General features: G+C 71.3%; 22 protein-coding genes and 3 pseudogenes. 14 read left to right on the top strand and 11 right to left on the bottom strand.

What is annotated here, in order from left to right:
- Positions 1–46: 46 nt before the first annotated feature.
- From E4N63_RS07595 to E4N63_RS07585, 3 genes are all read left to right on the top strand, one after another.
- Complete coding sequence (locus E4N63_RS07595) at positions 47–1,009, top strand: ABC transporter ATP-binding protein (protein WP_230240289.1); 963 nt, start codon at positions 47–49, stop codon at positions 1,007–1,009.
- The gene (locus E4N63_RS07590) at positions 1,002–1,754 is read left to right on the top strand and encodes an ABC transporter permease (protein WP_230240288.1); all 753 of its coding nucleotides are present in this window, start codon (positions 1,002–1,004) and stop codon (positions 1,752–1,754) included. Before E4N63_RS07595 ends, E4N63_RS07590 begins: the two co-directional genes overlap by 8 nt.
- A gap of 116 nt (positions 1,755–1,870) precedes the next feature.
- Positions 1,871–2,545 (top strand): response regulator transcription factor, encoded by a 675-nt coding sequence (locus E4N63_RS07585; RefSeq protein WP_230242395.1) that lies wholly within the window; start codon positions 1,871–1,873, stop codon positions 2,543–2,545.
- A 104-nt stretch (positions 2,546–2,649) separates the two neighbouring features.
- Here E4N63_RS07585 and E4N63_RS07580 read toward each other — a convergent pair whose 3' ends face one another.
- Positions 2,650–3,108, bottom strand: a complete 459-nt coding sequence (locus tag E4N63_RS07580) for a DUF6223 family protein (protein WP_230240287.1) — start codon at positions 3,106–3,108, stop codon at positions 2,650–2,652.
- Between the two features lie 229 nt (positions 3,109–3,337).
- Between E4N63_RS07580 and E4N63_RS07575 the strand changes: the two are divergent.
- From E4N63_RS07575 to E4N63_RS07565, 3 genes and pseudogenes are all read left to right on the top strand, one after another.
- A pseudogene (locus E4N63_RS07575) lies at positions 3,338–4,461 on the top strand (sensor histidine kinase).
- Positions 4,458–5,120 (top strand): response regulator transcription factor, encoded by a 663-nt coding sequence (locus tag E4N63_RS07570; RefSeq protein WP_230240286.1) that lies wholly within the window; start codon positions 4,458–4,460, stop codon positions 5,118–5,120. Before E4N63_RS07575 ends, E4N63_RS07570 begins: the two are co-directional and overlap by 4 nt.
- Positions 5,121–5,189: 69 nt before the next feature.
- Entirely contained in the window at positions 5,190–6,656 is a 1,467-nt protein-coding gene (locus E4N63_RS07565) for an ATP-binding protein (RefSeq protein WP_230240285.1), read from the top strand.
- Between the two features lie 276 nt (positions 6,657–6,932).
- Here the strand turns inward: E4N63_RS07565 and rox are convergent, their stop codons facing one another.
- The gene (gene rox, locus E4N63_RS07560; protein WP_230240284.1) at positions 6,933–8,369 is read right to left on the bottom strand and encodes a rifampin monooxygenase; all 1,437 of its coding nucleotides are present in this window, start codon (positions 8,367–8,369) and stop codon (positions 6,933–6,935) included.
- A gap of 555 nt (positions 8,370–8,924) precedes the next feature.
- Here rox and E4N63_RS07555 point away from each other — a divergent pair.
- The 4 genes and pseudogenes from E4N63_RS07555 (at position 8,925) to E4N63_RS07540 (ending at position 11,629) form a co-directional block, all read left to right on the top strand.
- The gene (locus E4N63_RS07555) at positions 8,925–9,317 is read left to right on the top strand and encodes a hypothetical protein (protein WP_230240283.1); all 393 of its coding nucleotides are present in this window, start codon (positions 8,925–8,927) and stop codon (positions 9,315–9,317) included.
- A gap of 53 nt (positions 9,318–9,370) precedes the next feature.
- Positions 9,371–9,553 (top strand): annotated as a pseudogene (locus tag E4N63_RS07550) (GNAT family N-acetyltransferase); the annotation flags it as partial.
- Positions 9,554–9,958: 405 nt separating this feature from the next.
- Positions 9,959–10,366, top strand: a complete 408-nt coding sequence (locus E4N63_RS07545) for a YciI family protein (RefSeq protein ID WP_125621779.1) — start codon at positions 9,959–9,961, stop codon at positions 10,364–10,366.
- A 6-nt stretch (positions 10,367–10,372) separates the two neighbouring features.
- A complete protein-coding gene (locus E4N63_RS07540; RefSeq protein WP_230240282.1) occupies positions 10,373–11,629 on the top strand; it encodes an RNA polymerase sigma factor in 1,257 nt (418 codons plus the stop codon).
- Between the two features lie 119 nt (positions 11,630–11,748).
- Here the strand turns inward: E4N63_RS07540 and E4N63_RS07535 are convergent, their stop codons facing one another.
- Positions 11,749–12,264: a putative immunity protein gene (locus E4N63_RS07535; protein WP_125621729.1), complete on the bottom strand. Its 516-nt coding sequence runs from the start codon at positions 12,262–12,264 to the stop codon at positions 11,749–11,751.
- The gene (locus tag E4N63_RS07530; RefSeq protein WP_228430137.1) at positions 12,261–12,875 is read right to left on the bottom strand and encodes a putative immunity protein; all 615 of its coding nucleotides are present in this window, start codon (positions 12,873–12,875) and stop codon (positions 12,261–12,263) included. Before E4N63_RS07530 ends, E4N63_RS07535 begins: the two co-directional genes overlap by 4 nt.
- Before the next feature lie 89 nt (positions 12,876–12,964).
- On the opposite strand from E4N63_RS07530, the gene E4N63_RS07520 reads away from it, so the two are divergent.
- From E4N63_RS07520 to E4N63_RS07505, 4 genes are all read left to right on the top strand, one after another.
- Positions 12,965–13,759, top strand: a complete 795-nt coding sequence (locus E4N63_RS07520) for a MerR family DNA-binding transcriptional regulator (protein WP_230240281.1) — start codon at positions 12,965–12,967, stop codon at positions 13,757–13,759.
- Between the two features lie 214 nt (positions 13,760–13,973).
- Positions 13,974–14,855: an ATP-binding cassette domain-containing protein gene (locus E4N63_RS07515; protein ID WP_268270984.1), complete on the top strand. Its 882-nt coding sequence runs from the start codon at positions 13,974–13,976 to the stop codon at positions 14,853–14,855.
- Entirely contained in the window at positions 14,852–15,508 is a 657-nt protein-coding gene (locus tag E4N63_RS07510; protein ID WP_230240280.1) for a hypothetical protein, read from the top strand. The genes E4N63_RS07515 and E4N63_RS07510 overlap by 4 nt, the downstream gene beginning before the upstream one ends.
- Positions 15,509–16,117: 609 nt before the next feature.
- Positions 16,118–19,207 (top strand): glycoside hydrolase family 18 protein, encoded by a 3,090-nt coding sequence (locus E4N63_RS07505; protein ID WP_230240279.1) that lies wholly within the window; start codon positions 16,118–16,120, stop codon positions 19,205–19,207.
- Positions 19,208–19,498: 291 nt separating this feature from the next.
- On the opposite strand, the gene E4N63_RS07495 is transcribed toward E4N63_RS07505, so the two are convergent.
- The 7 genes and pseudogenes from E4N63_RS07495 to E4N63_RS07470 form a co-directional block, all read right to left on the bottom strand.
- Positions 19,499–20,401 carry a hypothetical protein gene (locus E4N63_RS07495; RefSeq protein ID WP_230240278.1) on the bottom strand — a complete coding sequence of 301 codons (903 nt, stop codon included), beginning with the start codon at positions 20,399–20,401 and terminating at the stop codon, positions 19,499–19,501.
- Positions 20,402–20,515: 114 nt separating this feature from the next.
- Positions 20,516–21,061 (bottom strand): AAA family ATPase, encoded by a 546-nt coding sequence (locus E4N63_RS07490; RefSeq protein ID WP_230240277.1) that lies wholly within the window; start codon positions 21,059–21,061, stop codon positions 20,516–20,518.
- A gap of 86 nt (positions 21,062–21,147) precedes the next feature.
- Positions 21,148–21,777 (bottom strand): hypothetical protein, encoded by a 630-nt coding sequence (locus E4N63_RS07485; RefSeq protein ID WP_230240276.1) that lies wholly within the window; start codon positions 21,775–21,777, stop codon positions 21,148–21,150.
- 107 nt (positions 21,778–21,884) lie between these two features.
- A pseudogene (locus tag E4N63_RS07480) lies at positions 21,885–22,211 on the bottom strand (hypothetical protein); the annotation flags it as partial.
- Positions 22,212–22,391: 180 nt separating this feature from the next.
- Positions 22,392–22,520, bottom strand: coding sequence for a hypothetical protein (locus E4N63_RS30525; protein ID WP_268270981.1), 129 nt, complete (start codon positions 22,518–22,520; stop codon positions 22,392–22,394).
- Between the two features lie 231 nt (positions 22,521–22,751).
- Entirely contained in the window at positions 22,752–23,999 is a 1,248-nt protein-coding gene (locus E4N63_RS07475) for a glucuronoxylanase (RefSeq protein ID WP_374112707.1), read from the bottom strand.
- A 565-nt stretch (positions 24,000–24,564) separates the two neighbouring features.
- Positions 24,565–25,596, bottom strand: coding sequence for a hypothetical protein (locus tag E4N63_RS07470; RefSeq protein WP_230240274.1), 1,032 nt, complete (start codon positions 25,594–25,596; stop codon positions 24,565–24,567).
- Positions 25,597–25,685 lie beyond the last annotated feature (89 nt).

Here is a 25,685-nt window from a genome sequence, read left to right as displayed (position 1 = left end):
CCCCGGTCCGATGTGCCCGGGCGGCGGCGGCCGGAAGACTCGTCCCGTGATTGACGTCGAGAACCTGACCAAACGGTACGGGCCGACCACTGTCGTGGGCGGCCTCACCTTCACGGTGCGGCCCGGAGCCGTCACCGGCTTCCTCGGTCCCAACGGCGCCGGGAAGTCGACGACGATGCGGATGATGCTCGGCCTGACCCGCCCGGACGCCGGATCCGCACGGGTCGGCGGGCGGCCCTACAGCGAACTGACCCATCCGCTCCGGCACGTCGGCGCCCTGCTGGAGACCTCGGCCCCGCACCGCGGCCTGACCGCGCGCGACCACCTGCTCTGGCTCGCCCGGAGCAACCGGATCGCCCGGGGCCGGGTCCGCGAGGTCCTGGAGACGGTGGGCCTCGCGGACGCGGCCCGGCGGCGCGTCGGCACCTTCTCCCTCGGCATGGGCCAGCGGCTCGGCCTGGCCGCCGCCCTGCTCGGCGACCCGCCCGTGCTGGTGCTCGACGAGCCCGTCAACGGCCTCGACACGGAGGGCATCCGGTGGCTGCGCGACCTGCTGCGCTCGATGGCCGCCGAGGGCCGGACCGTCCTCGTCTCCAGCCACCTCATGGCCGAGATGTCCATGGTCGCCGACCACCTGGTCGTCATCAGCCGCGGCCGGCTCCTGGCGGACACCGGCATGGCGGACTTCATGCGGCGCCACGGACGGCCGTACGTGCGCGTGCGTACTCCGCACGCCGAACGGTTCGGCAGGGAACTGGAACGCCACGGTGCCACCCCGTCCCGTACCCCCCACGGCGCCCTGGACGTGGTCGGCATGGCGGCCGCGGAGATCAGCCGGCTCGCGGCGGAGGAGGGCTTCCCGCTCCATGAACTGAGCACTCACGCGGGCTCGCTGGAGGAGATCTACCTCCAGGTCATCGGCGAAGAAACCGGCGGGGGAGGAGCCGCCGGCGGGGGAGAGCCCGGCAGGGAAGCCGGCGGCCGGGAAGGAAGGAACACCCATGTCTGAGACGCTCGCGGCCGTCCGTGCCGAGACCACCAAGCTGCGCGGGATCCGCGGCACGCAGCACTCGCTGCTGCTCTTCGCCGGCCTCAGCATCCTCATCGCCGCCCTAGGAGGCTGGTCCGCTAAGGGCGCGCTGGAATCCGGCAACCCGAGTCTGCGCTCGGACTTCACCCCCCGGCAGGCCGGGCTGGACGGTGTCCTCTACGGCCAGTTGGCGCTGATCGTGTTCGGCGTGCTTGTCGTCACCAGCGAATACAGCTCCGGCATGATGCGCGTCTCGCTGCTCGCCGTGCCCCGGCGCGGCCGGCTCTACGCCGCGAAGATGGCCGTCACCGCTGTGGCCGCGGCGGCCGTCGCCGTCCCCGTCACCGTCCTCGGCTATCTGGTCACCCAGCTGGCGCTCGGCTCGCACGGCGCCACGCTCGGCGCGAGCGGCGTCCCGCGCGCCCTGGCCGGCGCGGCCGTCTACCTCACGTTGATGTGCCTCTTCGCGGCCGCCACGGCGTCGATCGCCCGGAATGCCGTCATCCCGCTGGCCGTCCTGCTGCCGATGGTGCTCGCCGGGACGCACATCCTCTCCCTCATCGGAGCGACCAGGGAGATGGCCCGGTACTTCCCCGACCGGGCCGGAAGGGAGCTGCTCACCGTCGGCTCGTCGGACACGGTCTTCGGTTTCACGGTGCTGCTGGCCTGGACCGTCGCGGCGCTCGTCTGGGGCTGGGTCCGCCACCACCGCTGGGACGGCTGACGCGGGGACCGGCGTACCGTGAAATGCCGTGGCGGTGAGGCGAGTTGATGCTGATGCCGCAACCGGTGGAACGGGCGCAGGCCGTGGCGTCCGACGAGCAGGCGGGGACGAGAGGAATGGCCCAGTCGGTCCGGGTGCTGATCGCCGACGACCAGGCGCTGCTGCGCGGAAGCTTCCGTGTGCTGGTCGATTCCACACCCGGCATGGAGGTCGTCGGCGAGGCGGGCGACGGCGCCGCGGCGGTGCGGCTCGCCCGCGAACTCGTCCCCGATGTCGTCCTGATGGACCTGCGGATGCCGGTCCTGGACGGCATCGCGGCGACCCGGGAGATCTGCTCGGACGAGACGCTGGCCGGTGTCCGGGTGCTCGCCCTCACCATGTTCGACATGGACGAGTACGTGTACCCGGCTCTCCAGGCGGGCGCCAGCGGTTTCCTGCTGAAGGACGCCTCGCCGTCCGACCTGGTCGGCGGCATCCGCGTCATCGCCACCGGGGAGGGCGTCCTGGCCCCGACGGTCACCCGGCGCCTGATCCGCACCTTCTCCCGCCGCGGCGAGGCCGCCCGGCCGGCGCCGCGGCTCGTCGGACTCACCAAGCGGGAACAGGAAGTCCTCGTGCTGATCGCCAACGGGCTGTCCAACGCGGAGATCGCCGAGCGCCTCGTCATCAGCATGCCGACGGTGAAGACCCATGTCGGCAGCCTCCTGGCCAAGCTGCACGCCCGGGACCGCGCGCAGCTCGTCATCATCGCCTACGAGAGCGGCCTCGCGGAGCGCGGTATGCCGTCGTGACCCCCGGTTCGCCCAAGTCCCCCCGGGGCGGGCAGGACTCGGCGGACGTGGCCAACGGTGGCGGAACCGAACCGAGTTGGCCGGCCCGTCAGCGCATCCGCCCCTCAGCCGCTCCGTACGGCGCGGCGGGAGCGGGCCAGTGCCGGCCCGCCGAGGGATGTGGCGATCAGCCCCAGCAGCAGGGCCACGACGGACCCGCCGAGCCCGTTGCCGGTGCCGAGACCGCCGCCGGCGGTGGCCGCGAACAGCCCGCCGAGGACCATGGCCACCGGACCCGCGGTCAGGGCCACGAGGGCTTTGCGCCGCCCGTTGCCGGTGCCCGAACGACCGCCGGGGCGGGCCAGGGCCAGCGCTCCGGCCACCACCCCGATCAACCCCGCCACGGCGGCCGCGGTGCCCCCGAACCGCCCGGAGGCCAGAGGGCCGGCGGCCTCCTGGACCGGTGTGTGCGCGGCCGCCGGTGCGGCGAGCACGAGGACGGCGAGGACGAGCCCGCCGAGCAGGGCGGCGCCGGTCATCGCGGGCTTGTCCCGGAACGGCCCCGGGGTTCTCGAACTGCTCATGTCCCACTCCTCTTTCACGCGTCTCGGCCGGGCCTTCGCCCACCGTCCGATCGTGGCCGCCCGGGGTGTCGCCGGTCGTCCCGCAGGCGGACGCACTCCGTGCTGCCGCCGGGGGCGCAGCCGGCTGCCGCGGCTGCCGCAGTCGCGGCGGAAGTACCGCAGGCGCGGTAGGCGGCCGGTCGTCCATGAGCGGGATCCGCCGTCGGCGGCCCCGGGCTAGGGTGCCCGCATGGACACAGGGCGGTTCGGGGTCCCCGCCGGTGCCGCGGACGGGGTGATCGCCGTCGGTGTCGCGGCGGCGCTGCTGGTCACCGGGGTGTCCGGGCAGCAGTCCGCCACCGGCCCCGCGCCGCTCGGCCACGGACTGCTGGTCGCCGGCGGCCTGGCGCTGGCCGCCCGCCGCAGGGCGCCGGTTCCCGTCCTGGCCGTCACCGGGCTGTGCGCGGTGGGCTACCAGGCGGCGGGCTTCGATGTGCCCGCCGTCGCCTACCTGTTCGCCGTCTACGCCGCCGTACGGGCGGGGCACCGCACCGCCACGATCGTCGCGTCCGTCGTCATGCTGGCCGCCCTTCCGCTCGCGGCCCTGGTCTCCCTGCACGACACGGGCGAGGCCCTCGCGCGGGCCCGCGGTGCCCTGGAGCTGGCCTGGCTGATCGCGGCCGGCGCGGCCGGTGAGGCGCTGCGGCAGGCCGAGCGGCGGGCGGACGAGGCCGAACGCACGCGCGAGGAGACCGCGCGGCGCCGCGCCGACGAGGAGCGGCTGCACATCGCGCGGGAACTGCACGACTCGCTCACCCACCAGATCTCGGTCATCAAGCTGCAGAGCGAGGTCGCCGTCCATGTGGCCCGCAAGCGCGGCGAACAGGTGCCGGAGGCCCTGCTGGCCATCCAGGAAGCCGGGCGCGAGGCGGCCCGGGAACTGCGCGCGACCCTGGAGGCGCTGCGCGACGACGGCACGTCCCCGCCGCCCGGGCTCGACGACCTCCCGGACTGGTGGAGCGGGCGGGCCGGGCGGGGCTGGAGGCGTCGCTGACCATCGAGGGACGGCGGGAGGACGTGCCGGCCGCGGTGAGCCGGACCGTCTACCGGATCGTCCAGGAGGCGCTGACGAACACCGCCCGGCACGCCGCCGCGGCCACCGCCTCGGTCCGGGTCGACTGCCGGCCGGACGTCCTCGCGGTCCGCGTCGACGACGACGGCGCGGCCACCCCGGACGCCGCCCCGGTGCCCGGCGTCGGGCTGCTGGGGATGCGCGAACGCGTCACCGCGCTCGGCGGCCGGCTGCGCGCGGAGCCGCGCGACGGGGGCGGCTTCACCGTCCGGGCCGAACTCCCCGTGGACCGGGCGCCGTGATCCGCGTCCTGCTGGTCGACGACCAGCCGCTGGTGCGCAGCGGGTTCCGCGCCCTCCTCGATCTGGAGGACGACATCGAGGCGGTGGCCGAGGCGGGCGACGGCGCGGAGGGCCTGGCCCTCGCCCGGGAGCATCTGCCCGACGTCGTGCTCATCGACATCCGGATGCCGGTGATGGACGGCATCGAGGCGACCCGGCGCATCGCCGCCGACCCGGCGCTGTCCCGGGTGCACGTCGTCGTCCTGACCAACTACGGCATGGACGAGTACGTCTTCCACGCGCTGCGCGCGGGTGCCGCCGGGTTCCTCGTCAAGGACATCGTGCCGGACGACTTCCTTCACGCGGTGCGCGTCGCGGCCCGCGGCGACGCCCTGCTCGCACCGTCCATCACCCGCAAGCTGATCGACCGGTATGTCACCCAGCCCCTCCCCGGCGACCCGGGCACCGGGCTGGAGGAGCTCACCAACCGCGAACGCGAGGCCGTCGCCCTGGTCGCGCAGGGACTGTCCAACGACCAGATCGCGGCCCGCATGGTGATCAGCTCACTGACCGCGAAGACCCACGTCAACCGGGCGATGACCAAGCTCCACGCCCGCGACCGCGCGCAGCTCGTCGTCCTCGCGTACGAATCCGGCTTGGTCACTCCGCGCAGCCGGTGATCAGGCCAAAAAATTATGATGGCTGCAACTATGATAGTTGTAGCTATCATAGTTGTTGGAGGTGTTGCGGTGGCCAAGCCGGAGCGACTGTTCGCGCGGGACGCCGAGTGGCGCGAGCTGGAGAGATTCGCCGCGTCGGAGCAGCAGGGTGCCTCGCTGGGGCTCGTGTACGGGCGGCGGCGGCAGGGGAAGACGCTGATGCTGGAGCTGCTGGCGCGCCAGTCGCGGGGTTTTCTCTTCGCGGCGACGCAGCAGAGCGAGGCACAGAATCTCGCGGATCTGGGCTCGGCGTACTCGGCGTTCCGCGGGCTGCGGCGGCCGGTGCTGTTCGCCGACTGGCGGGAGGCGCTGGACGAGCTGCTGCGGATCGGTGAGGACGCCCCGGTGCCAGTGGTGATCGACGAGTTTCCGTATCTGGTGTCGGCGTCCCCCGCCCTGCCCTCCTATCTGCAGCAGGCTCTCAGCCCGCTGAGCCATGCCAAGGAGCACACCCGGACCCGGCTGATCCTGTGCGGCAGCGCGCTGACCACGATGGCGCAGCTGCTGGGCGGAGGCGCCCCGCTACGCGGGCGGGCGAGCATGGAGCTGGTGGTACGGCCTTTCCGGTTCCGGGAGGCGGCCTCCTTCTGGGGCGTGGAGGACGACCCGGAGCTGGCGTTCCGGCTCCACGCGCTGGTGGGCGGGACCCCGGCGTACAAGGAGATGTGCGGGGGTACCGGGCCGGCGGACCTCGCGGACTTCGACGGGTGGGTTGCCCGCCGCTTGCTCAACCCGGCCTCCGCCATGTTCCGCGAAGGCGGGCTGCTGCTGCGTGAGGAGCCCTCGATCTCGAATCCGACCTCGTACGCGGCGGTCCTGGCGGCGGTCAGTGCCGGGCATCACCGCAGGTCGGAGATCGGGGGTCTCCTGGGACGGCCGAGCGGCGCGCTGGCGCACCTGCTCTCCGGGCTCCGGGACATCGGCCTGCTGGAGCAGGTCGAGGACGCCATAAGAGACAAGCGCAGTGTTTTCCGGGTCGCCGAGCCCGCGGTGCGGTTGTACCAGCTGCTGATCCAGCGGCACGAGCCGGAGCTGGTGGTGGGCCGGGCCGACCGGGTCTGGGCGGACAACGCCGACACCGTCGCCGGGAAGATCTACGGCCCGCACTTCGAGGAACTGGCCCGCCGGTGGTGCTTCGAACACGCCGCACCAGAGAGCCTGGGCGGCCGGGCAACCTGGGTGCGCCCGACCGAGATCGCCTGCCGGGAGCACCGCCGCGGGCACGAGCTGGATCTCGTGGTGGCGGAGTCACCAGCGTTCGGGCCCGAGCGGATCACCGCGATCGGTGAGGCCAAGGGGACCGCCACCCCCGTAGGTCTGCCGCAGTTGGAACGGCTGGAACACCTGCGTGGGCTGCTGCCGAGCGCCCGGGTGGGGGCACTGCCCAAACTCCTGCTCTTCGCCCGCTCCGGCTTCACCGAGGACCTGCGCCGCGAGGCCGGCCGGCGCGGCGACGTCGAACTCGTCGACCTGTGGCGGATGTACCGGGGAGAGTGACGCGGGGGTAGGAGGGCGGGACGCGTTGAAGGCCGGACTCGGTGGAAGCCATGGCAGGGCGCCGCCCGGGATGGCGCGCCGCCCCGGTCCCTGCACATGGCACCACTGCCGGACCCGCCATCACTCTCAGGAGGACGCCCGCCGTGCAGCCGCTTTCCGCTGTTCCTCTGCTCCATTCTTCCGCGGTGGTCGGCATCGGCTCGCGGCAGGCGTGGTACCCCGCCGGAGCCCCGCCCGACGGGTCCCGCCCTCCCGGGGCGGAACGCCGCGGCGTGCTCAGCCGGCCGCGGCCCCGAACCACTGGGGCAGCCGGCCGAGCAGGTCCCGCTGGTCGTCGCCGACCCACGCCACATGGCCGTCCGGCCGCAGCAGCACCGCGGGGACGTCCAGTTCCTCGCCGGCGTCGATGACGTCGACGACGTGGTCCACCCGGTCCTCCCAGCCGGCCACCGACAGGCGGCCGGTCTGGTCAAGCAGCAGCCCCCGGCCGCCGTGCATCAGCCCGTAGAGGCGCCCCCGCCGCAGCCGCACGTCCCGCAGCCGCCGGCCGAGGAGTTCATGGCCCTCGCCGAAGTCGTAGCGGACCGCGACCGCGGTGATCTTCTCGATCAGATACCGGTTCACCTCCTCGAACTCCATCAGTTCGGCCAGCAGCCGGCGCACGGCCCGGGGGCCCGGCTCGGAGGACAGCAGCTCCATCTGGGCGCGGGTGTTGTCGAGCACGGCGGCAGCCACCGGGTGCCGTTCGGTGTGGTAGCTGTCCAGCAGCCCTTCCGGTGCCCAGCCGCGGACCTCGGCGGCCAGTTTCCAGCCGAGATTGAACGCGTCCTGGACGCCGAGGTTGAGCCCCTGTCCGCCGGTCGGCGGGTGGATGTGCGCCGCGTCGCCGGCCAGCAGCACCCGGCCGGTGCGGTAGCGCTCGGCCAGCCGGGTGGCGTCACCGAAGCGGGAGAGCCGGCGCGGTGAGTGCACGCCCAGGTCGGTACCGGCGAACTTCCGCACCTGCCGCTTGAGTTCCTCCAGGGTCGGCGGGGCCGTGCGGTCCTCGGCCACTCCCTCGGCCGGCACGATGAGCCGGTACACCCCGTCCCCCAGGGGCATGGTGCCGAACCGCCACTGCGTTCTGCGGACCTCCGCCACCACGGCGGCCAGCTCCTCCGGTCCGACGCCCACCTCCACCTCGCCCAGCAGCGTCTCGACCCGGCTGGGCTCGCCGGGGAAGCCGACGCCGAGCAGCTTGCGCACCGTGCTGCGGCCGCCGTCGCAGCCGACGAGATAGCGCGCGCGGAGCCGTGACCCGTCTCCCAGTTCGGCGGTCACCCCGTCCTCGTCCTGGCTCAGCCCGGTCAGTTCGCGGCCGCGCAGGATCTCGGCCCCGAGCCCGGTGGCGTGCTCGGTCAGCAGGCGCTCGGTGACCACCTGCGGGATGGCGAGGACGTACGAGTGCGCGGTGTCCAGCCGCTCGGGCCAGGACGTGCCGAGGCCCGCGAAGAAACCGCCGACCGCGTACTTCTTGCCGAGCGCGAGGAACTCCTTCAGCAGGCCGCGCTGGTCCATCACCTCGACGCTGCGGGCGTGCAGGCCCTGCGCGCGGGAGTGCGCGGTCGGCTCGGCCAGCTTCTCCACCACGACCACGTGCACGCCGTGCAGCCGCAACTCGGCGGCCAGCATCAGGCCGGTCGGTCCGCCACCGGCGATGATCACGTCAATCATGAAACCCCCCATTTCGACAAGGCTGTATCTCGGCCGGCCGCTCGGCGCGGTCGGGCACCGGGCACGTCGCACGTCGTCCGGTGCTCTCCGGTGTCCCCTGCGCACAAAGCTGTACGTAGTCCGCGTATCCCCGATTTCCGCAGGTTCCGGCCTCGGGCGGAGATTCTGCAGCACGACCGGGGCCTTGCCGCAAGGCCCCCCGTGCGCTATACGTTGAGAGTGGCAAGGAGAGCCGATCTCCTTGCCTTTCGTCTTGTGCGGTCCGTCCCCTGCCCGACGGCGAGCTCGGCCGCGTCGGGGAGGCCCACACCCTCGTGGTGCCCGGCGGCCGTGGCACGGTCGGCCCCGATCCGGCTGTGGCGCGGCGGATCGGGGGACTGGCGCCTGCGGCCCTCGTGGAGTCCCTGCGCGCGAGCAACCTCGTCGTCAGCCCCTGACCTTGCCCGGCCGGCCGCTCGCGCAGTGGGTCCCGGCACCGTCGCCGGCTCCGTCCCCGTGCCCCGGGCCGGCCCGCGTCCTTGACCTCAGCTCCGGTTCACGTACAACGCTCGAGGCATGAAGATCACAGACAGCGGCACCATCCTTTTCCGCAACACCATGCGCATCACCGACGGCCACCTCGACGGCTTCCGGCGCGCCATCGCCCAGGCCGTGGGCTTCGCGCACGAGCACGGCCCCCAGCTCATGGTGGAGGTCTTCCTCGACGAGGAGCGGATGCTCGCGCACAGCTTCCAGCTCTACCGCGACTCCGAGGCGATCCGCACCCACTGGCGGCTGGCGGACCCGTACATCCGCGAGGTGATGGAGCACTGCACCGTGCAGCACTTCGAGGTGTTCGGTGCACCGGACCACGACATCGTGGCGGCCCTCAAGACCCCCGGCGGCGCGTCCTTCCCCGTCACCGTCTCGCCCCGCCTCGCCGGCTTCAGCGGCCTGGGGACGCCGTGAGGCATCCGGACGGGTGTACCGGCCCCGGCGTTGCGAGGCAGGCGGCGGGGTCCGTGACCCCGACTCTGCGCACCGAGCGACTGCTTCCGGAGCCCCACGTCCCCGAGGACGAAGAAGGCTTCGTCGCGCTGCTCCAGGACACCAGGGTGTCGTGATGGATGGGCGACGGGTCGGCGTCCGAAGCCTCGGACCGGGCCCTGTTCGGGCGGATCCTCACGAAGGTCTATGCCCGGAACGCCGGTGTCACGCCGCCCGAACTTGTCGCCCTGGTGGAGGGGCCCGGCGCGCCGGCGCCCGGGCGGGCCCTCGAACTCGGCTGCGGCACCGGGACCAACGCGGTGTATCCGGCCCGGCACGGCTGGCGGGTGGCGGTCGTCGACCTCGACGTTCCGGTTCTGGTTCTGGTTCACGCTGCACCGCACCGCGGACGGAGCGGCGTGAGGACCGTCGTGAGGTGAGAGGCCCGCGATGCCGGCCGCTGAAACGTGCGCCGGCATCCCGGACACCGCGGGGCATCTCACCTCGGCTGGTCCACCCGAGGCAAAAAAATCCGCCGGCGATGTCGAGAACCGGCGACCGGCTCCGTCCCCGTGGTGAACGCGACCACAATGGGCCGCACCCGCTCTGAGGAGAGAGACACGATGGCCAAGTACCTGCTGCTCAAGCACTACCGCGGCGCGCCGGCCGCGGTCAACGACGTACCCATGGACCAGTGGACGCCGGAGGAGATCTCGGCCCACATGCAGTACATGCAGGACTTCGCGGACCGGCTGGAGAAGACCGGCGAGTTCGTCGGCGGCCAGGCGCTGGCCCCCGAGGGGGCGTGGGTCCGCTACGACGGCGAGGGCCGCCCGCCGGTCACCGACGGCCCGTTCGCCGAGACCAAGGACCTCATCGCCGGCTGGATGGTGATCGACGTCGACGGCTACGACCGCGCCGTCGAGCTGGCCGGGGAACTGTCGGCCGCCCCCGGCAAGGGCGGCAAGCCGATCCACGAGTGGCTGGAGGTGCGCCCGTTCCTGACCGCGCCGCCCACCGTCACGGAGTGACCTGAGGTGAACGAGGTCCTCCTCCGGAGCCTCATACCGGGCGTCATCGCGATCCTCGTCCGCCGCGGAGCCGACTTCGCGGCGGCCGAGGACGCCGTGCAGGAAGCGCTGGTCGAGGCGCTTCGCACCTGGCCGGCGAACGGCTCCGCGAACTCCCCGAACTCCCCGCGTTCCGGCGACGCTTCGGGTTCTTCGGGCTCCTCGGGCTCTTCGGGCGGCGGGCGGCCCGTACGGGACCCGAAGGGCTGGCTGGTCACCGTGGCCTGGCGCCGGTTCCTCGACGCGGCCCGGGCGGACGCCGCCCGCCGCCGGCGCGAGGAGCTCCTCGACGAGGAGCCGGCGCCCGGAGCCGCGCCCGCGGTGGACGACACGCTCCAGCTCTACTTCCTGTGCGCCCACCCGTCGCTGACGCCGTCCTCCGCGGTCGCGCTCACCCTGCGCGCCGTCGGCGGGCTGACCACCCGTCAGATCGCCCGGGCCTACCTGGTGCCCGAGGCCACCATGGCCCAGCGCATCAGCCGGGCCAAACGCACCGTCTCCGGCGTGCGGTTCGACCGTCCCGGCGACGTCGCCACCGTGCTGCGCGTCCTCTACCTGGTCTTCAACGAGGGCTACTCCGGCGACGTCGACCTCGCCGCCGAGGCCATCCGCCTCACCCGGCAGCTCGCCGCCGCGATCGACCACCCCGAGGTGGCGGGGCTGCTCGCTCTCATGCTGCTTCACCACGCCCGGCGCGCCGCCCGGACCGCGCCCGACGGCAGCCTCGTGCCGCTCGCCTGGCAGGACCGCGGGCGGTGGGACACCGCGTCGATCGCCGAGGGCATCGGCATCCTGCAGGCGGCTCTCGCCCGCGACCGGCTGGGCGAGTTCCAGGCCCAGGCCGCCATCGCGGCCCTGCACGCCGACGCGCCCACCGCCGGGGAGACCGACTGGGTGCAGATCGTCGAGTGGTACGACGAACTCGTACGCCTGAACGACAGTCCCGTCGTCCGGCTCAACCGCGCGGTCGCCGTCGGCGAGGCGGACGGACCGCGCGCCGGCCTGGCCGCACTCGCGGCAGTGGACGACGCCTCCGCCACAAAGTCTTCGAGCAGGGGGCACCGCATCCCCCGGTACACCGCGGTCGCGGCGTACCTCCACGAGCGCGACGGCGACCTGGCGACGGCGGCACGGCTGTACGCCGAGGCGGCCCGCCAGGCACCCAACCTCGCCGAGCGCGACCACCTGACCCGCCAGGCCGCCCGGCTCAACGCCCGCCGGTGACGCACCGACGGCACGCGCCCGCCTTCCCGCGTCACCTGACGGGGTCGCGGCCCGTGGCCGGAGGGCCGGCCTCCCCGGGAGGCGGCGGGCCGTACACAGTCCCGGCCTCGCATCCGGCCTCAGCAGTCGAACACCGACCAGCAGATGTCGTTGCGCAGCCGCTGGTCGTCCAGGACGAGCTCGCGGATCGCCGCCGGGAGCTGATCGCGCTGCCATTGGCACTCGAGTCGTCCCGCCGCCTCGCTCTCGCCCTCCGGCGCCGCGGCCCGCGCGGCCTTGACCGCGTAGGCGGCCGCGCCGAGTTCGTGCGCGGCGACGTGGGCGACGGCCCCGGCCTGACCGGCGGCGTACGCGGCATGCCGTGCCGCCCCGCGCAGGTCCCTGGCCGCTCCCATCGCATGACCGCCCGCCGCGCGGGCCCGCATCATCGTCACCTCGCCCCGCGCCCAAGCCCGGGCGTGCCCGATCGCCCGGCGCGGTCGCGGGTCCCCGGGCCGGGCCGACTCGAAGAGGCCGAGCACGTGCTCCGCGCAGGAGGCGGCCCAGAGAGCGAGGAGACGGTGATCCGCGTCCGTGAGAGTCCCCCCGCGGCGGATCGTCACGAAGCGGGGGTCGCGGACCTTCGGGAGGATCACGACGCGCTCCCCGTCCTCTGCGCCTCGGCGCCACTCCCCGCGGTAGGGCCCGGCGGCCGGCCGGCCGCCAGGCGCAGGGAATGGTCCAGCGCGCTCATCAGCCGGGCGACGCGACTGCTGCCGCCTGTCGCGGGCGGGTAGCGGCGGAGCACGTCGATGAGCACCGGTGTCGCACGCTGCCGCGACCGTTCCAGCAGGGCGTCCCCGATCGCGGGGTCTCCGCCCGACTCCAGCTCCCCGACGCGCGCGGCGCTCGCGGAGGCCCGCAGGATGTGCCCGACCTGGTGGGCCCGGGCGATGGGGTGCAGATAGGCGGCCGACGCGGCATCACCGGCGGATCGTGCGGCCAGGCGGGCGGCCTCGGAGGGCGCGGACCGGGCGGCTCGATGGGCGTCGAGGGAGGTGACGCGCTGCAGTGCCGTCCGGTTGGCGCCGTTGATGAACTCCCAGGCCGCGTCGATCGCTTCACGGGGGCGCGGGTCGCCGGGAACGGCCTGCTCGAAGACCGGCAGGACATCCTCCGCGTGCCGGACCGCGTAACGCGCCACGACGCGCAGTTCGTCCAGCGTCAGGTCGAAGTCCCCGGACACGGTGTGCCTGTTCTGTGCCATGCCCCTGAATCGTATCCTTGAACGCCCGGTGGAGACTCTGCGACGAAGTCTCCGCCTCCTTGGGTGCCGAACCCTCAACCGGAGGTCAGATGCGGCCCGTGGACCTGGCCCGCCGGCACGGCCTCTCCACGCAGGCGGTCCGCAACTACGAGGACGCCGGCATCATCCCGCCGGCTCACCGCGGCCCGACCGGATACCGGGAGTACACCGCCACCCATGCCGCCGGGCTCGCGGCCCACCTGGCGCTCGTCCCCGCCTTCGGCCACTCGGCGAGCCGGCGCATCATGCGGGCCGTCACCGGCGGCCGGCTCGACGAAGCCCTGGAGTGCGTCGACGAGGGGCACGCACTCCTGGCGCGCGACCGCGCCACACTGCGAACCGTCGAAGCGGCGCTCTCGTCGCTCGGAGCCGTCACTCCGACCGCGACGGCCACCCCGGCCGCGACCGCCACCCCGGCCGCGACCGCCACTCCGGCCGAGACCTCCGCGACCTCCGCGACCGCCGCGGCGGCCGGCACCCGGGCGCCGTTCGGCATCGGTGAACTCGCCCGCCATCTCGGGCTCAACCCGGCCACCCTGCGTGCTTGGGAACGCGCCGGCGTCCTCACCCCGCGACGTGACCCCCGCACCGGGCACCGCCAGTACCTCGCGCCGGACGTGCGCGACGCCGAACTGGCGCACCTGCTGCGCCGGGGAGGCCAGGCCCTGGCCACCATCGCCACCGTCCTCGGGGAACTCCGCGACGCCGGCAGCCTCGAAGCGCTGGCCGCCACCCTGGAAGGATGGCGGCGCGACCTCACGTCCCGCGGAACGGCCCAGCTGTACGCCGCCGGCCGGCTCTCCGCCTACCTCGACGCCCTGGACCGATCCGCGAGAACCGGCTGAGCCGAGCCGCGAAGCGCGAAGACTCACGCCACGCCCACGACGGAGAATGCTCGGTGAGGGATCACGGCTTCGCACGAGTGCTCGGCCCGCGACGGGGAGGGCGTGCCCGGTGCGGGCGAAAGGGGCTTGCCGGCCTCGGCGTCGCATGCATGGCCGGCGCCCGGTCGAGAACCCCACCAGAGCTTCAACGCGCAGGCCACATCGAGGAGTCGAGTTGTTACGTTGTGAGGCGGTCGGCAAGCGTTACGGCAGGGGACGGTGGGTCCTCAGCGACGTGGACATGCGGGTCTCGGCCGGCGATGTCCTCGCGGTGGTGGGCGGCAACGGTTCGGGGAAGTCGACCCTGCTGAGAATCCTCGCGGGACTCTCGCGGCCCACCTCCGGGACCGTGTCGGGCCGGCCGCCGAACATCGGCTACGTACCGGACCGCTTCACCGCCCATGACCGCATCCCGGCTCTCTCCTACCTCACCCACATGGGCCGCATCCGTGGCCTGCCGACTGCCGCCGCCCGGGCCCGAGGAGGTCACCTGCTGGAGCGGCTGTCCCTGGTGGGCGGCCGGGAGGCGTCGCTGCGGACGCTGTCGAAGGGCAACGCGCAGAAGGTGGCGCTGGCCCAGGCCCTGCTCGTCCGGCCCGAATTGCTGGTCCTGGACGAACCCTGGTCGGGTCTGGACGCCTCGGCCCACGGTGTCCTGGCCGAGTTGATCGGCGAAGTGGCCTCCCAGGGCGGGGCGGTGGTCTTCACCGACCACCACGAGGCGGTCCTGAAGGCGCACGCCGGCGGTGTCTACGCCATCAGCGACGGCCGGGTGACCTGGCGTGGCGGTCCGCACACCGGGATTCGCACCTCACTGGTCGAGCTGGTCCTGACCGCGCCGCCCACGGGTGTCATACCGGCCGAGGTGAACTGGCCCGCGCTGCCGGGCGTGGCAGGCACCGCCCGGCGGGGCGATGCGGTCGTCCTGCGGGTCGCGCGGGAGCACTCGGACGCCGTGCTGCTGACAGCGCTGCGGCACCGGTGGTCGGTGGCGGGCCTGGCCGAGGCCGCGGACGAGCCCGGTACCCGGGCCGATACGAGGGGGACAGCCCTGTGATCGCCCTGGTCCGCTACACGTTCACGGTGATGCTGCTCTCCCAGCGCTACCTCGCGCCGCTGCTGCTGTTCATCGGCCTGGTGGCCGTGCTGACGAGCAGTGACACCGGACCGCTCACCGCGACCTACTCCTCGGTGGCCGGCGCCATGCTTCTGTGCTCGGTCTGGCTGACCATGGCCCTGACCGGTCTCGAGGACCAGCCGCACCGCTCGATCGTCGTCGTCAGCGCAGGCAGCCATCTGCGCGTCCTGCTCGCGACGGCCGGGACGGCCGCCGTGTGGTGCCTGCTGCTGACGGCTGCCGGTCTGGCGCTGCCGCTGCTGTTCGGGGCCCGCACACCCGGCCTCGCGGACCTGGCCCTGGGGACCATGGCCCAACTCACCTCCGCCGTCACCGGCATGGCCATCGGGCTGCTCTGCTCACGGCTCGTGTTCCGGCGGCAGGGCTACGCGCTGGTCGCCGTCCTGCTGCTTCTGCTGGCCGTGCTGCTGGGCAAGGGCGTTTCCCCGGTCAACATCATGCTGACCCACCTGCAGAACGCGCCGGACTCGGCGGGTGCCCTGGTCACCACGAGCGTCCTGCTCGCCGTCGCCGCGGGCTTCTTGGCGGCCGCACTGGCCATCACCCATGCGATCACCCGCAGAAAGGCGTGAGCCACTCGCGCTGACCGCCGCCTGTCCGGTGGCCCGGCCGGATCACCGGACAGGCCCGCCCGATCGGCGGCGGGGGAGTTTCGAAGGGAGGACAGCGGCCTGCTCTTGCCGACGCTGTGCGGGCGTGGCCGCATCGACGAAGGCGTAGCTGATTCCGGACGGCACACCGCTGCCGCCGGAACGGTAAGGCTTCACTTTCTGTTCGCCGGCCGTCTGCCGGACGGTTGGCCTGGTGAAAGCGCGGGGTCATGAGCTGTCCGGCTGTTCGTGTGGTGCGCCGGGTACTTTTTCTTGCCGGGAAGTGCCCAAAAGGACTGGGGCCTTCGAAGCGGACATGCGTTCCCCCGGGCAAAGACCGGCACGAAGACCCACGGCATTCATGTGGCTGGAAATCCGAGGAGATTGTTGACGGCTGATTCTGGTCTGGGCCGATGAGGAAGGCTCTGCTTGACTGGCCGTTGCCGTTGCCGCACGAATGCTTCCGGGGGGAATGGGGCGGATGCAGGGGCGGCCACCGGCGGCGCCGGATTCATCGCCGGATCAGCCTCGTTGAGCGGGTGCGCTTCTTCCACAGCACAGTGGTTTCCACAGCAGGGGAGTGGGTTTTCAGTGGGTGTTTCGTCGGATTACCCTGACGTTCCCGAATGGGTCGCGAAACCCGAGGGTTATCAGGCAGGGGCCGTCACCAAGTACAAGGGCAACATCTTCCGTGCCGCCTTCTGGGCCGCGGAGCCGGGGGTGGGGGACGCCAACACGAATGGCTGGCGGTTCTTCGACGAACTGTACGACGAGACCTCGAACACGCCCGCCCAGCAGTCGAAAGTCATCGCCTACATCCCGACGTGGCGCACAGCGGACGGATTCGACTACGGCAATGGCGAGATGTATCAGTACATCACGCACGGCATCATCGCGTTCCTGACGTTCAGCGAGACCAACCCCGGCGAGTTCGACCCCACGTCGGTCGCGGACGTCGGGACCATCCTCCCGGACGTGGTCATCGCCGCACATCTGGCCAACACCAAGATCATGGTCGCGCTGGGCGGCGCGAACGACTACGCCTTCCTGGACCTGATGACGGCCGTCGGGAACGATCCGGCCGCCCCGCAACTCGAACAGGCCGTGCGCAAGGTGGTGGACTTCGTCACCGCCAACGGCCTGGACGGCGTCGACCTCGATCTGGAGTGCTGGTGGGGCAGGCCCGGCGAGCCGGACCAGGGCGGCCGGACGAAGAGCGACGGGCCGCATCCCGCGGGACGGGGCCTGACGCTGTTCGCCCAGAGGCTGAAGCAGGCCATGCCCGACAAGATCGTGTCGGCGGCCGTCTTCGGCACCTCCTGGTACGGGAACAACTACGATCCCGAGGTCGCCGACCACGTCGACTGGCTCGGGGTCATGACCTATGACTTCACCGGCTCGTGGGACCGGTCTCCGGTGGGCCCGCACTCCGCCCTGCTCAAGATCCGTAGCGAGGACACCTCGGGCGTTCGCGAGTCGGATGTCTACCAGGAGACGTACCTTCCCGAACAGCACGGCGGCTGGCCGGGCCCCAGAACGGGCGGCTCCTCCACGGAAGCGGACAACATCGAGAACAATCCGATCCTGTCCGTCGAGGACTCTCTCTGGTATTGGACGAACCCTCTCTTCGTGAACCATCAGGGGGCGGGGCAGAAGGTGGCCCGCGACAAGATCGCGGCAGGAGTGCCGGTCTACGGCTATGACTTCGCCGCGGCCAAGGACCCGGACGACCTGACCGGGGAGGTCCCCCCGGGCTACAAGGTGCTGCGGTACAAGGAAATCCTGGACGCGTTCCCGGACGCTCATCAAGCCGGGAAGGCGAACATCAAGGTGCCCGGAAGCACCCCCCGGCCCGCCCTCAACGAACCCCTGCCTCCGGGCGACTACCCGTACGCCCACAACATCCATTTCGAGACCCCGGACACCGCCGTCACCAAGCTCGACTTCCTCCAGAACGTGGGAGCCCAGGGCGTCATCATCTGGGAACTCTCCAATGACGTCTGGGACAACGGCAAGAGCATCATCAAGGCCCTCTACCGCGCCTCCGGCCATCCCGAGCCCGAGCCCGTCACGCAGCCACCGACCGTGGTGGCCAGCCACTGCCTGTGGGACTCCGTCGGCTTCCTGGGCTTCTCGACCGACGCCCTTCAGTTCAAGGACGACGGCATCATCCGGCCCGGTGTGCGGCAGTTCTCGGCCCGGCTGTGGAACATCCCCGACGGCGCGGACTGGGTGGACGTCGCCCAGCGCTCCCCGGCGGTGATCAAGAGGCAGTACTTCAACAGGCCGACCCGCATCGTCGACAAGGGCGCTCTGGGACTCTGGGGGGAGTTCGACGTCCTCGAGTCGGTCGATGCCCCGGCCTGGTACTGGGGCCACATGGAAGCGGAGGAGGGCGGCCCGTCCGGGTATACGCGGTACCGGTCGCGCCTGTGGGGGCTTTCCCTGAGTGACGACTGGAAAGCCGGCGCGAGGCAGACCCCGGCGCTCATCGAAGGCCAGTATTTCGACCAGCCTACGGAAATCGACGACCAGGGAATCGGCGGCCTCTACGGCCTTTTCGACGTCAGCAACGAGCCGCGCACCGTGCCGGCGTTGGTCACGCAGGCCCTGGGGTCCAACGACTGCTCCTACTGCCTGATCGGCACCATCCCTTCGCAGGGCGACAATGTGGCGATGGTGAACCTGACGACCTCGATGCTCGTCAGGGAGGGCACTCCGTACCTCTACTCGGCGGTCATGCGGGACGACGACTCGGTGGAATTCCCCGAGGGAGTCGTCATGACCCTCCAGGACCCCGGCGGGACCACCTACGACCACGAGGTCCAGGACGCCGGCACCTTCGTCATGATGTCCGGGTCCTCGATCCGGTGCCTGATCATCAAGGACCCGCAACCGGGCAACTGGACCATGCACATGAGCGCGCCGAGCGGCACCGGATTCCGCTGCGAATGCAACACCGTGCCGAGCGAGGACGTCTTCGACACCATGGTGGAGACCTGGCAGAAGCTCGGCGGGACGCAGGGCATCGCCCCCCGGGACATCAGCGGGGGCCAGGTCGCGGCCTATCTGGCCGTGGCGGCGATCACGCTCATGGTTCCCTTCCCGCTGAACCTGGCCACCAGATTCCTGATCCTGGCCGTCACCGGAGTCGGATGGCTGGGCTTCTCGAACTCGGGCACCAAGGACGCCGTGTCACGGAACATGGCGGAAGCCGCGGGAATCCTGTCCAAGGTGATGAAGGATCTCCAGGAGGAAGGCTTCTCCGCACTGCGGAAATACGTCTACCTGGTCGGAAAGAACATCTCCTACGAGGAGTACCAGGTGATTCTCCGGTACCCCGGGAATCTCTTCCACTGGCTCGGGGTGCACCGCAGGGTGTTCCAGGTCGTCGAGCACATGACGGACGCGGAGGAGCAGAACGCCGTACGCCACGTGTACTGGCAGTGCCTGCTCAAGAAGAGGCTGGGCGAGGAGTTCGCCGTCGCGATGGGCGACGCGCACGAACTCGGCCGCCCGGGCTCCGACGCGGACAACAGGGCGGACGAGATCAACAATGTCATCGGTCTCCGGCTCGCGGACGAAGTGGAGTCCGAGGAGGAGTGCCTGGAACGCGCCCGCGAGATGTGGGCGGCGGGAGAACTGGCCACGCGCGTGGACCTGGAGGGCGACCCGACCTGATTCCGGCGCCACCGTTCGGGGGCCGGCCGGTCATGGGGACCAGGACCGGTCGGCCGGCACTCCTCGACGAGCCCTATCGCCAGGTCGGCGACTCGCGGGCGCCACAGCCGAGTGGCCGGTCGGCACGTCCACGATCTCCCGAAGCACGAAGCCGGCCATCTCCGGGTCACGGACCAGTGCGTCGGACCGTCGCGGACGCGACTCGTCCACCTGTGTTGCCCTCCCGCACGCGTCATCAGTGCCCGTGCTCCACCACCATCCGGTGCCACCGAGCGGACGCCGAGCGGCGGATCACCGCCAACTCGGGGACGGCCCGTGCGGTGGCTTGTAGGGGACGGGGCGGCCGGTGTGGGCGTCGAGCAGGACGCGGTCGCCCACGGGCCGGTCCGGTTTCACCGTCACCTGCTGCATCTTGGCCTGCTTGGTGCAGTACCCGGTGTCCTCGCGGCCCTTGACGGAGGCCGACAGCACCACGCTGCCGTGTGTTTCCAGGACGTCCACCACGGGGCCGTCGTCGCAGACTCCGTGCAGCGCGACCACGGTCACGGATCGCCCGTCGCCGGAGACCTCGACCAGCCGGTCGAGCGGATAGCCGGGGACGCCGTCGGCCCGCCGGATCGGCGGCCGGGGAAGTTCCGACGGGAGGACGGCGGCCTGCTTGAGGGGAGAGTCGTACCCCTTCAGGTGGAACAGCCAGGCCGATACCACCGCCGGCCCGCGGCTGGTGGCCACGCTCATCTCCCCGAGCTCCGCCCCCGTCACCGTCAGGTGCGGCCGTCCGCCGGCGCGACCGCGCGACAGGGTCTTGTACGCCTCCTCCGCCCCCACCAGCGGCCGGTTGAGCGAACCGCCCTTCGCCCAGGCCACCCGGCCCTCCTTCGGCGAGGCGGCGAGCAACTTCCCGTCCAGGACGAAGCGGTGGTCCCGGAATGCCTGCTCGTCAGCCGTGCTCCGCAGGCCGCCCCGCGGCAGCCGGATCACGTCGCCCATGGGGTGGAAGCCGGCACGCCAGGCGGTGGCGGCCTCCGACCCGTCCCAGGCCGCGGCGACCCGCCGGGCACGCTGCGCCCGTGCCTCCGCGTCGCCGTCCTCGGCCCCCTTTCCGCTGCCGCAACCGGAGACGGCCCCCAGGCCGGCGGCGGTCATGGCAAGCGCGGCGAGCAGGCTGACGGAGGGCGATGTCCGGACACGCATGTGACCTCCCGGGCGAACGGAGCGGCAGGCTGTCCGGTCCTCTGACGCGGCTGGGCGGGGACGGGTTTCACCGGCCGCGGCAGACGACAGGACCGCATCGAGGTGCCGTATGACCTAGCTGCCCGGGACGGCACCGATATGTGTTAGCACCTGGCCGGCAAGTTCCCGCGGGGGCAGCTCGCCGTCCAGGAACACGGTGTTGTCGGGCAGGACATCGACCGCGGCCGTGCACGGTCCGATCCTGTCCTTGCACCAGCGCCGGACGCGCTCGTCCTGCTCGGGATCGTGGGGGGTGAAACTCCGGCCGTCGATCCGCTTCTCCAGGATCTCGCGGGAAACCTGGAGGAAGAAGTGGTGGACGGTGATGCCCGCGCCCTTCAATACGCCGAAGATCTCACCGGCATACTGCGGGTTGACCAGGGTCATGGGCACCAGAACGGGGCGGCGGTACTCCTCGACGAGGCCCACCGCCAGGTCCGCGACCTGGCGTCGCCACAGCCGCAGATCCTGGAAGTCGCCGGTCGGCACCTCCACGATCTCCCGCAGTACGTAACCGACCATCTCCGGGTCGTGGACCAGTGCCTCGGGCCATCGCCGGCGCAACTCGTCCACCAGTGTCGTCTTCCCGCTGCCGAACGCACCGTTCACCCAGACGAGCAAGACGATTCCCCCACCTGTTGCCGGTCCCGCGCGTCGGGCCGGAGCGCCGAAGTGCCCGGATCAGCCTGCCGGCCCGCGCCTTCCGTCTACGCCGGAGTCAGGGACGGCTTGGCCTTCAGCCCGCCGTTGTCCTCGCAGCCCAGTTCCTTCGCCATGGCCAGGGAGAAGGAGTGGGCGACGGTGGCGTGGGCGTCCTTCAGTGCCTCCAGTTCCTCCGTATCGCCCTCGGGTTCCGTGGGCCTGCCTCCGGGCTCGACCATGATGGTGATGTGTTGGGGCGTGGTGCCGGTCAGTTCCTCTGCGCGGCAGGCGAAGGTGATGAACGCGACGTCCGGTGCGGTGCCGGCCTTTTCGCCCATCGGCAGCAGGGTGAACTTCGCGGCGGTGTCGTCGTCCGGCGCGCTGTCGTCCCAGTACCAGCGGATCCGCAGTTCCTTGACCGGAGCGTCGGCAGGCGGGTAGATCCGGCAGATGTCCCCGCCGAAATCGTCCCTGCGGCTCAGTTCCCTCGCGGCGGCCGCTACCGTGGACTTCTCGCTGGATGGGTCGAACCGTGCCGAGCCCATGATCACTTGGAGAGCTTCGCCCGCCTCCGCGGAAACGGCGTTGCCGCCGCAGAGGCGTTCGGCCGCCACGGAGGTGTCGGCTTCCTTCCCGCCGCTCCCGTCGTCCCCTCCGCTGCAACCCGCCACGGCGAGTACCAGAGTGCCAGCCACGGCCGCACAGAGGAGCCCTCGCGTCCCTCTACGACTGGTCACGGTAACCATCAGCATCCTTCGTCGTCGTTCGGCATCGTCCGCCCCGCCTCGGCCCGTCCCTGGCCTCAGCCCGTCTCCGGGTCGTTGCCCTGCTGGTTCTCGCGCTCGTTGCCCGTCGAGTAGCCGAGTCTCATGGACTCCTTGAGGTCCTGGCCGAAATCGCTGTCGGTATCCACGCCATTGCGCCGCATGAAGGCCTCCATCGGCGCCTCGGCCATGCTCTCACCCGCAGAGTAGATCTTGAATTTCTCTTCCCGGACGATGTCCTCCACCTTCTCCTTGTGCTCGTCCACCGAGTTGTCGGAGACGTCGCCGACCATCTGGCTGATGCCCTGTTCCAGGGCACTGCTCGCGGTGTCCGTCGCCAGCGGGATGAGGACCGCCGCCGTGCCACGCACGCACCGCCGTCGAGGGGTGGAGAGTCAACTCCCGCCGCCGGAACTGAACTTCCCCGCAGCAGAGTGCATAGGCGCCAGCACTCCCGGGCCGGTCCTGCGGACTGTGTTGTACGGGGAGCCCGGCCCACTCGCAAGCCTCGGGTACCGCCAACGCTTCCTCACCGGGCGGGGCCCTCATCGTCCTGGGCCGATACGGGTCAGCGCTGCATCAGCCAGTTCCCGCGGGGTCAGTTCGCCGTCCAGGAAGACCGTGTTGCCGGGCAGGGTGCCGGCAGCGGCCATGCAGGCCTCGATTCCGTCCATGGCCCCGCGCCGGCCCTGCTCCTCCCGATCGGGATAGCCCGGGAAGAAGCTCCGCCCGCCGATCCGTTGCTTCAGGATCTTCCGGGGAAACCTTTGAGGGAGAAGTGGTGAACGCCGACACCCGCGTCCCTCAGCACGCCGAAGACTTCGCCGACGTAGCGGGGGTTGGCCAGGGTCGTGGGGGTCAGGACCGGGCGGCCGCCGAAGAACGCGGGAGCGGGGTGGTTCGCTTCACCCGGTCACGAAGGTCGTCACGCTTCGAGCCGGAAGCGTGCCCGTGAAGGAGCGGTTCGACACGGTGATCCCGCCCTGCGGGGCGAGGGTTCTGCCGGCGTCCGTCAGCCAGGACGACACGCTGGGCGCCGTGGTGTTCGTCAGGGTGAACGTCTGACTCACCTGCGAGGCGCCCTTGTTGACGGCGACGATGACCACCTTGGAGCCACCGCCCGTGTACGCGGATGTGTAGACGTTCGGCTGAGGGTTCGCGGCCGTATTGATCCGCACATATCCCGGGCGGACGAATTTCGAGAAGTGTGCCATGCAGGCACCGCGCTTGCTGATGCGGCCGTCCTCCCTCATAGGGCCGTAGCTCCGCCGGATGTACCACCACACGTACGCCTGGAACTCGGCGTCCACCAGGGCCCGGTGGATGTGTTCTCCCACATCGAGCGCCTGGGGCCAGAGGTCCGCCGAATCGCTGCTGTTGGGGTGGTAGACCTCGGTCATCCACAGTTCCTTGCCGACGCCCTTCTCCCTGAAGAGGGGGTAGGGGAAGTTCTGGTTCGGGGTTCCGTAGAGGTGAGCTCCGAGAATGTCCAGGTTGGCGAGTGCCTGGGGGTCGTTGAGGATCGGGTCCGAGAAGCTCTTCACGTACTGGAACGACTCCGGGGCGATGACCCTGGTGCCGATCGAGCCGGCGTTCTCCCGGAGGAACCGGATCATCTCGTTCGGGGTCCACCACGTCCAGTCCTGGGCGTAATCGGGCTCGTTCTGCACCGATACCGCATACAGGTCCACGCCGTTGTCCGCCATGAACCCGGAGAAGTCGTTGAGATGCTGCGCATAAGCGCCGTACATGTCATAGCGGAGCCGCCTCGCGTTGGTCTGGTTGCCGCGGACGAAGGTCTCGGTCATGTGCGCGGGGGGATTCCACGGTGACGCGATGACGGTCGCCCCGTGCTCGACCGCGCGCTTCGCCGTCGCCACCTCGCGGCTCCAGTTGGCCCGGTTCTCGTGGACGGGGATTCTCAGCACGGAAAACCCCAGTTGTCCCTCGCCGTTGCCGAATGCCGTGTCCCTCTGGGCGGGTGTCAGGTCGCTGATCCAGACCGTGTGGTTCATGCCGCCGAAGCCCCGGATCGTCTGCCGCGCCGCGGAGGGGTCGACGATCACGTCAGCGGCCGGCGCGGCCGCCGCGGCCGGTGCTCCGGACGCTCCCGCGGCCGGCGGGGCCGCCGCGAGGAGCGGAAGGGCGCCCATCGCCGCCAGAACAGACCTCCGGCTCGGGGATTCCGGCCCGCTGGCCGTGGGCTCATCCCGGCGTAACGTCATGATTCCTCCTGAACCGATGTATTGGTCTGTGCCGTTCGGGTCTTCTGGTGCGGTCGACGTCATTCCCCGTCTCCCCACCCCCCGTTATGGCATGGGGCGGGGGTGGGTGACGGTATTGCCCCGAGTGCCTTTCCCTGTCTTGCGGCGCATTGCCTTGGGAGCGTTCCCATGCGTAGACGTGATCGCGGAATGTGCCTTCATGGCGGTGGTGAACGCAGATGCTGCCTCGGTCTGCCCTGTGAAGTGCCGGGAAACGCGGGGCCGGCTGCCGGATGGCGTCGGTGGTTCGATATTGCGAACGGTGCGCGAGATTCCGGATCGCTGGCACGGTAACGGCCCAACTCCCGGCCGTCAAGCCGTCCTTGAGCGCTTTCCGCTCGCTGCCCCGGGACCGTCGGCACTCCAAGCCCCAGCGTCCGCACGCAGGCAAGGCCGGCGAACGCCCACGACCGAAGGGCGGGGACACGGGTTCGGGAGGGGTCCTCCGGAGCCGCTACCGGGGGAGTCGCAGGTCCGTGCAGCCGTGCCGGTCCGCCGACCGCTTGGCGAACTCGGTGAGCGCCGGCAGGCCGAAGGTCTCCTCGCGGGGTTCGTTCTCCTTGTCCATGTGGTACTCCACGCTCGCTTCCGGAGGGATGGACACGGAGAGGTGGGCGCGAGCCGGGTCGCCGGGGCAGTGGGCGGTCGCCCACATCGAGTACTTCGTCCGCCCTGCCTCCCCGTACGCCTCCTGCTTCCGCCGCGTGCGTTCCGCGAAGGGGCCGAAGTCGGCCGCGAGGACGTATGGGGTGTTGAAGGGGCCCAACTCGCCGCTGACTTCGCAGCGTTCACTGACCGCCGAAGCGCTCGTCGGTGTTTCCGTCACCGTGTCGAACCGCTTGTCGCGGGCGAACGGCAGACCGGCGCACGTGCCTTCGGCCCGCCCGGTGTCCCGTGGCCCCGCCGGAGCCGGGAGTTCCGTGACGCGTGCGCCCTTCTCGACAACGCAGTTCCAGCGGTCGGCGGCCTTGACGACGGTGGCGGTGGCGAACCGCACCCACTCCTCGTCCATACCGAACCAGCCGTCCTCGGGCCGTTCACGCTGGCCACTGGGAAAATACGGGGAGATGGTGACGGCGACTGCCGCATCGCCACCCCGGCAGTCGGACACGATCCGGATCGAATGTCCGGTGGTCACTCCCCGCCAGCCGCCCGGCAGAGGAACCGGCAGCCGATCGCCCTTCAACGGCAGCAGCACTCTGTCCAGGTTCAGGGTGCGGAGGTTGTCCCGGGTCACGCGGACGACCGTCACGTCCGTGAGCCCGAGCATGCAACGGTGCGCTTCAGACCCGTACCGTTGGTCCAACCGCAGGTCGGTCTCGTGCCACAACCCGTCGTACAGCTCGCTCCGCTCGTGGGCGAGAAGGCCGCCGCAGTACGTCTTCATCGCCTTCTCGAAACGCCAGCGGGCCGCCGTTCCGCTCTCGCGCCACCAGATCCAGGACGCCACCAGGGACAGGGCGACAACCGCCGCCGTCCATGACATCCACCGCACCGTGCCGGCCCGCGCCACACCGCCCCCGTTGGCTCGTTTGTCGTGCCCCTGCCCGTCCGATGACGCTATCAAGACCGGGC

This window comes from Streptomyces sp. MNU89, assembly GCF_020982505.1.
GTDB classification, from domain to species: domain Bacteria; phylum Actinomycetota; class Actinomycetes; order Streptomycetales; family Streptomycetaceae; genus Streptomyces; species Streptomyces xinghaiensis.
This window is presented reverse-complemented; position numbering and strand designations above follow the sequence as displayed.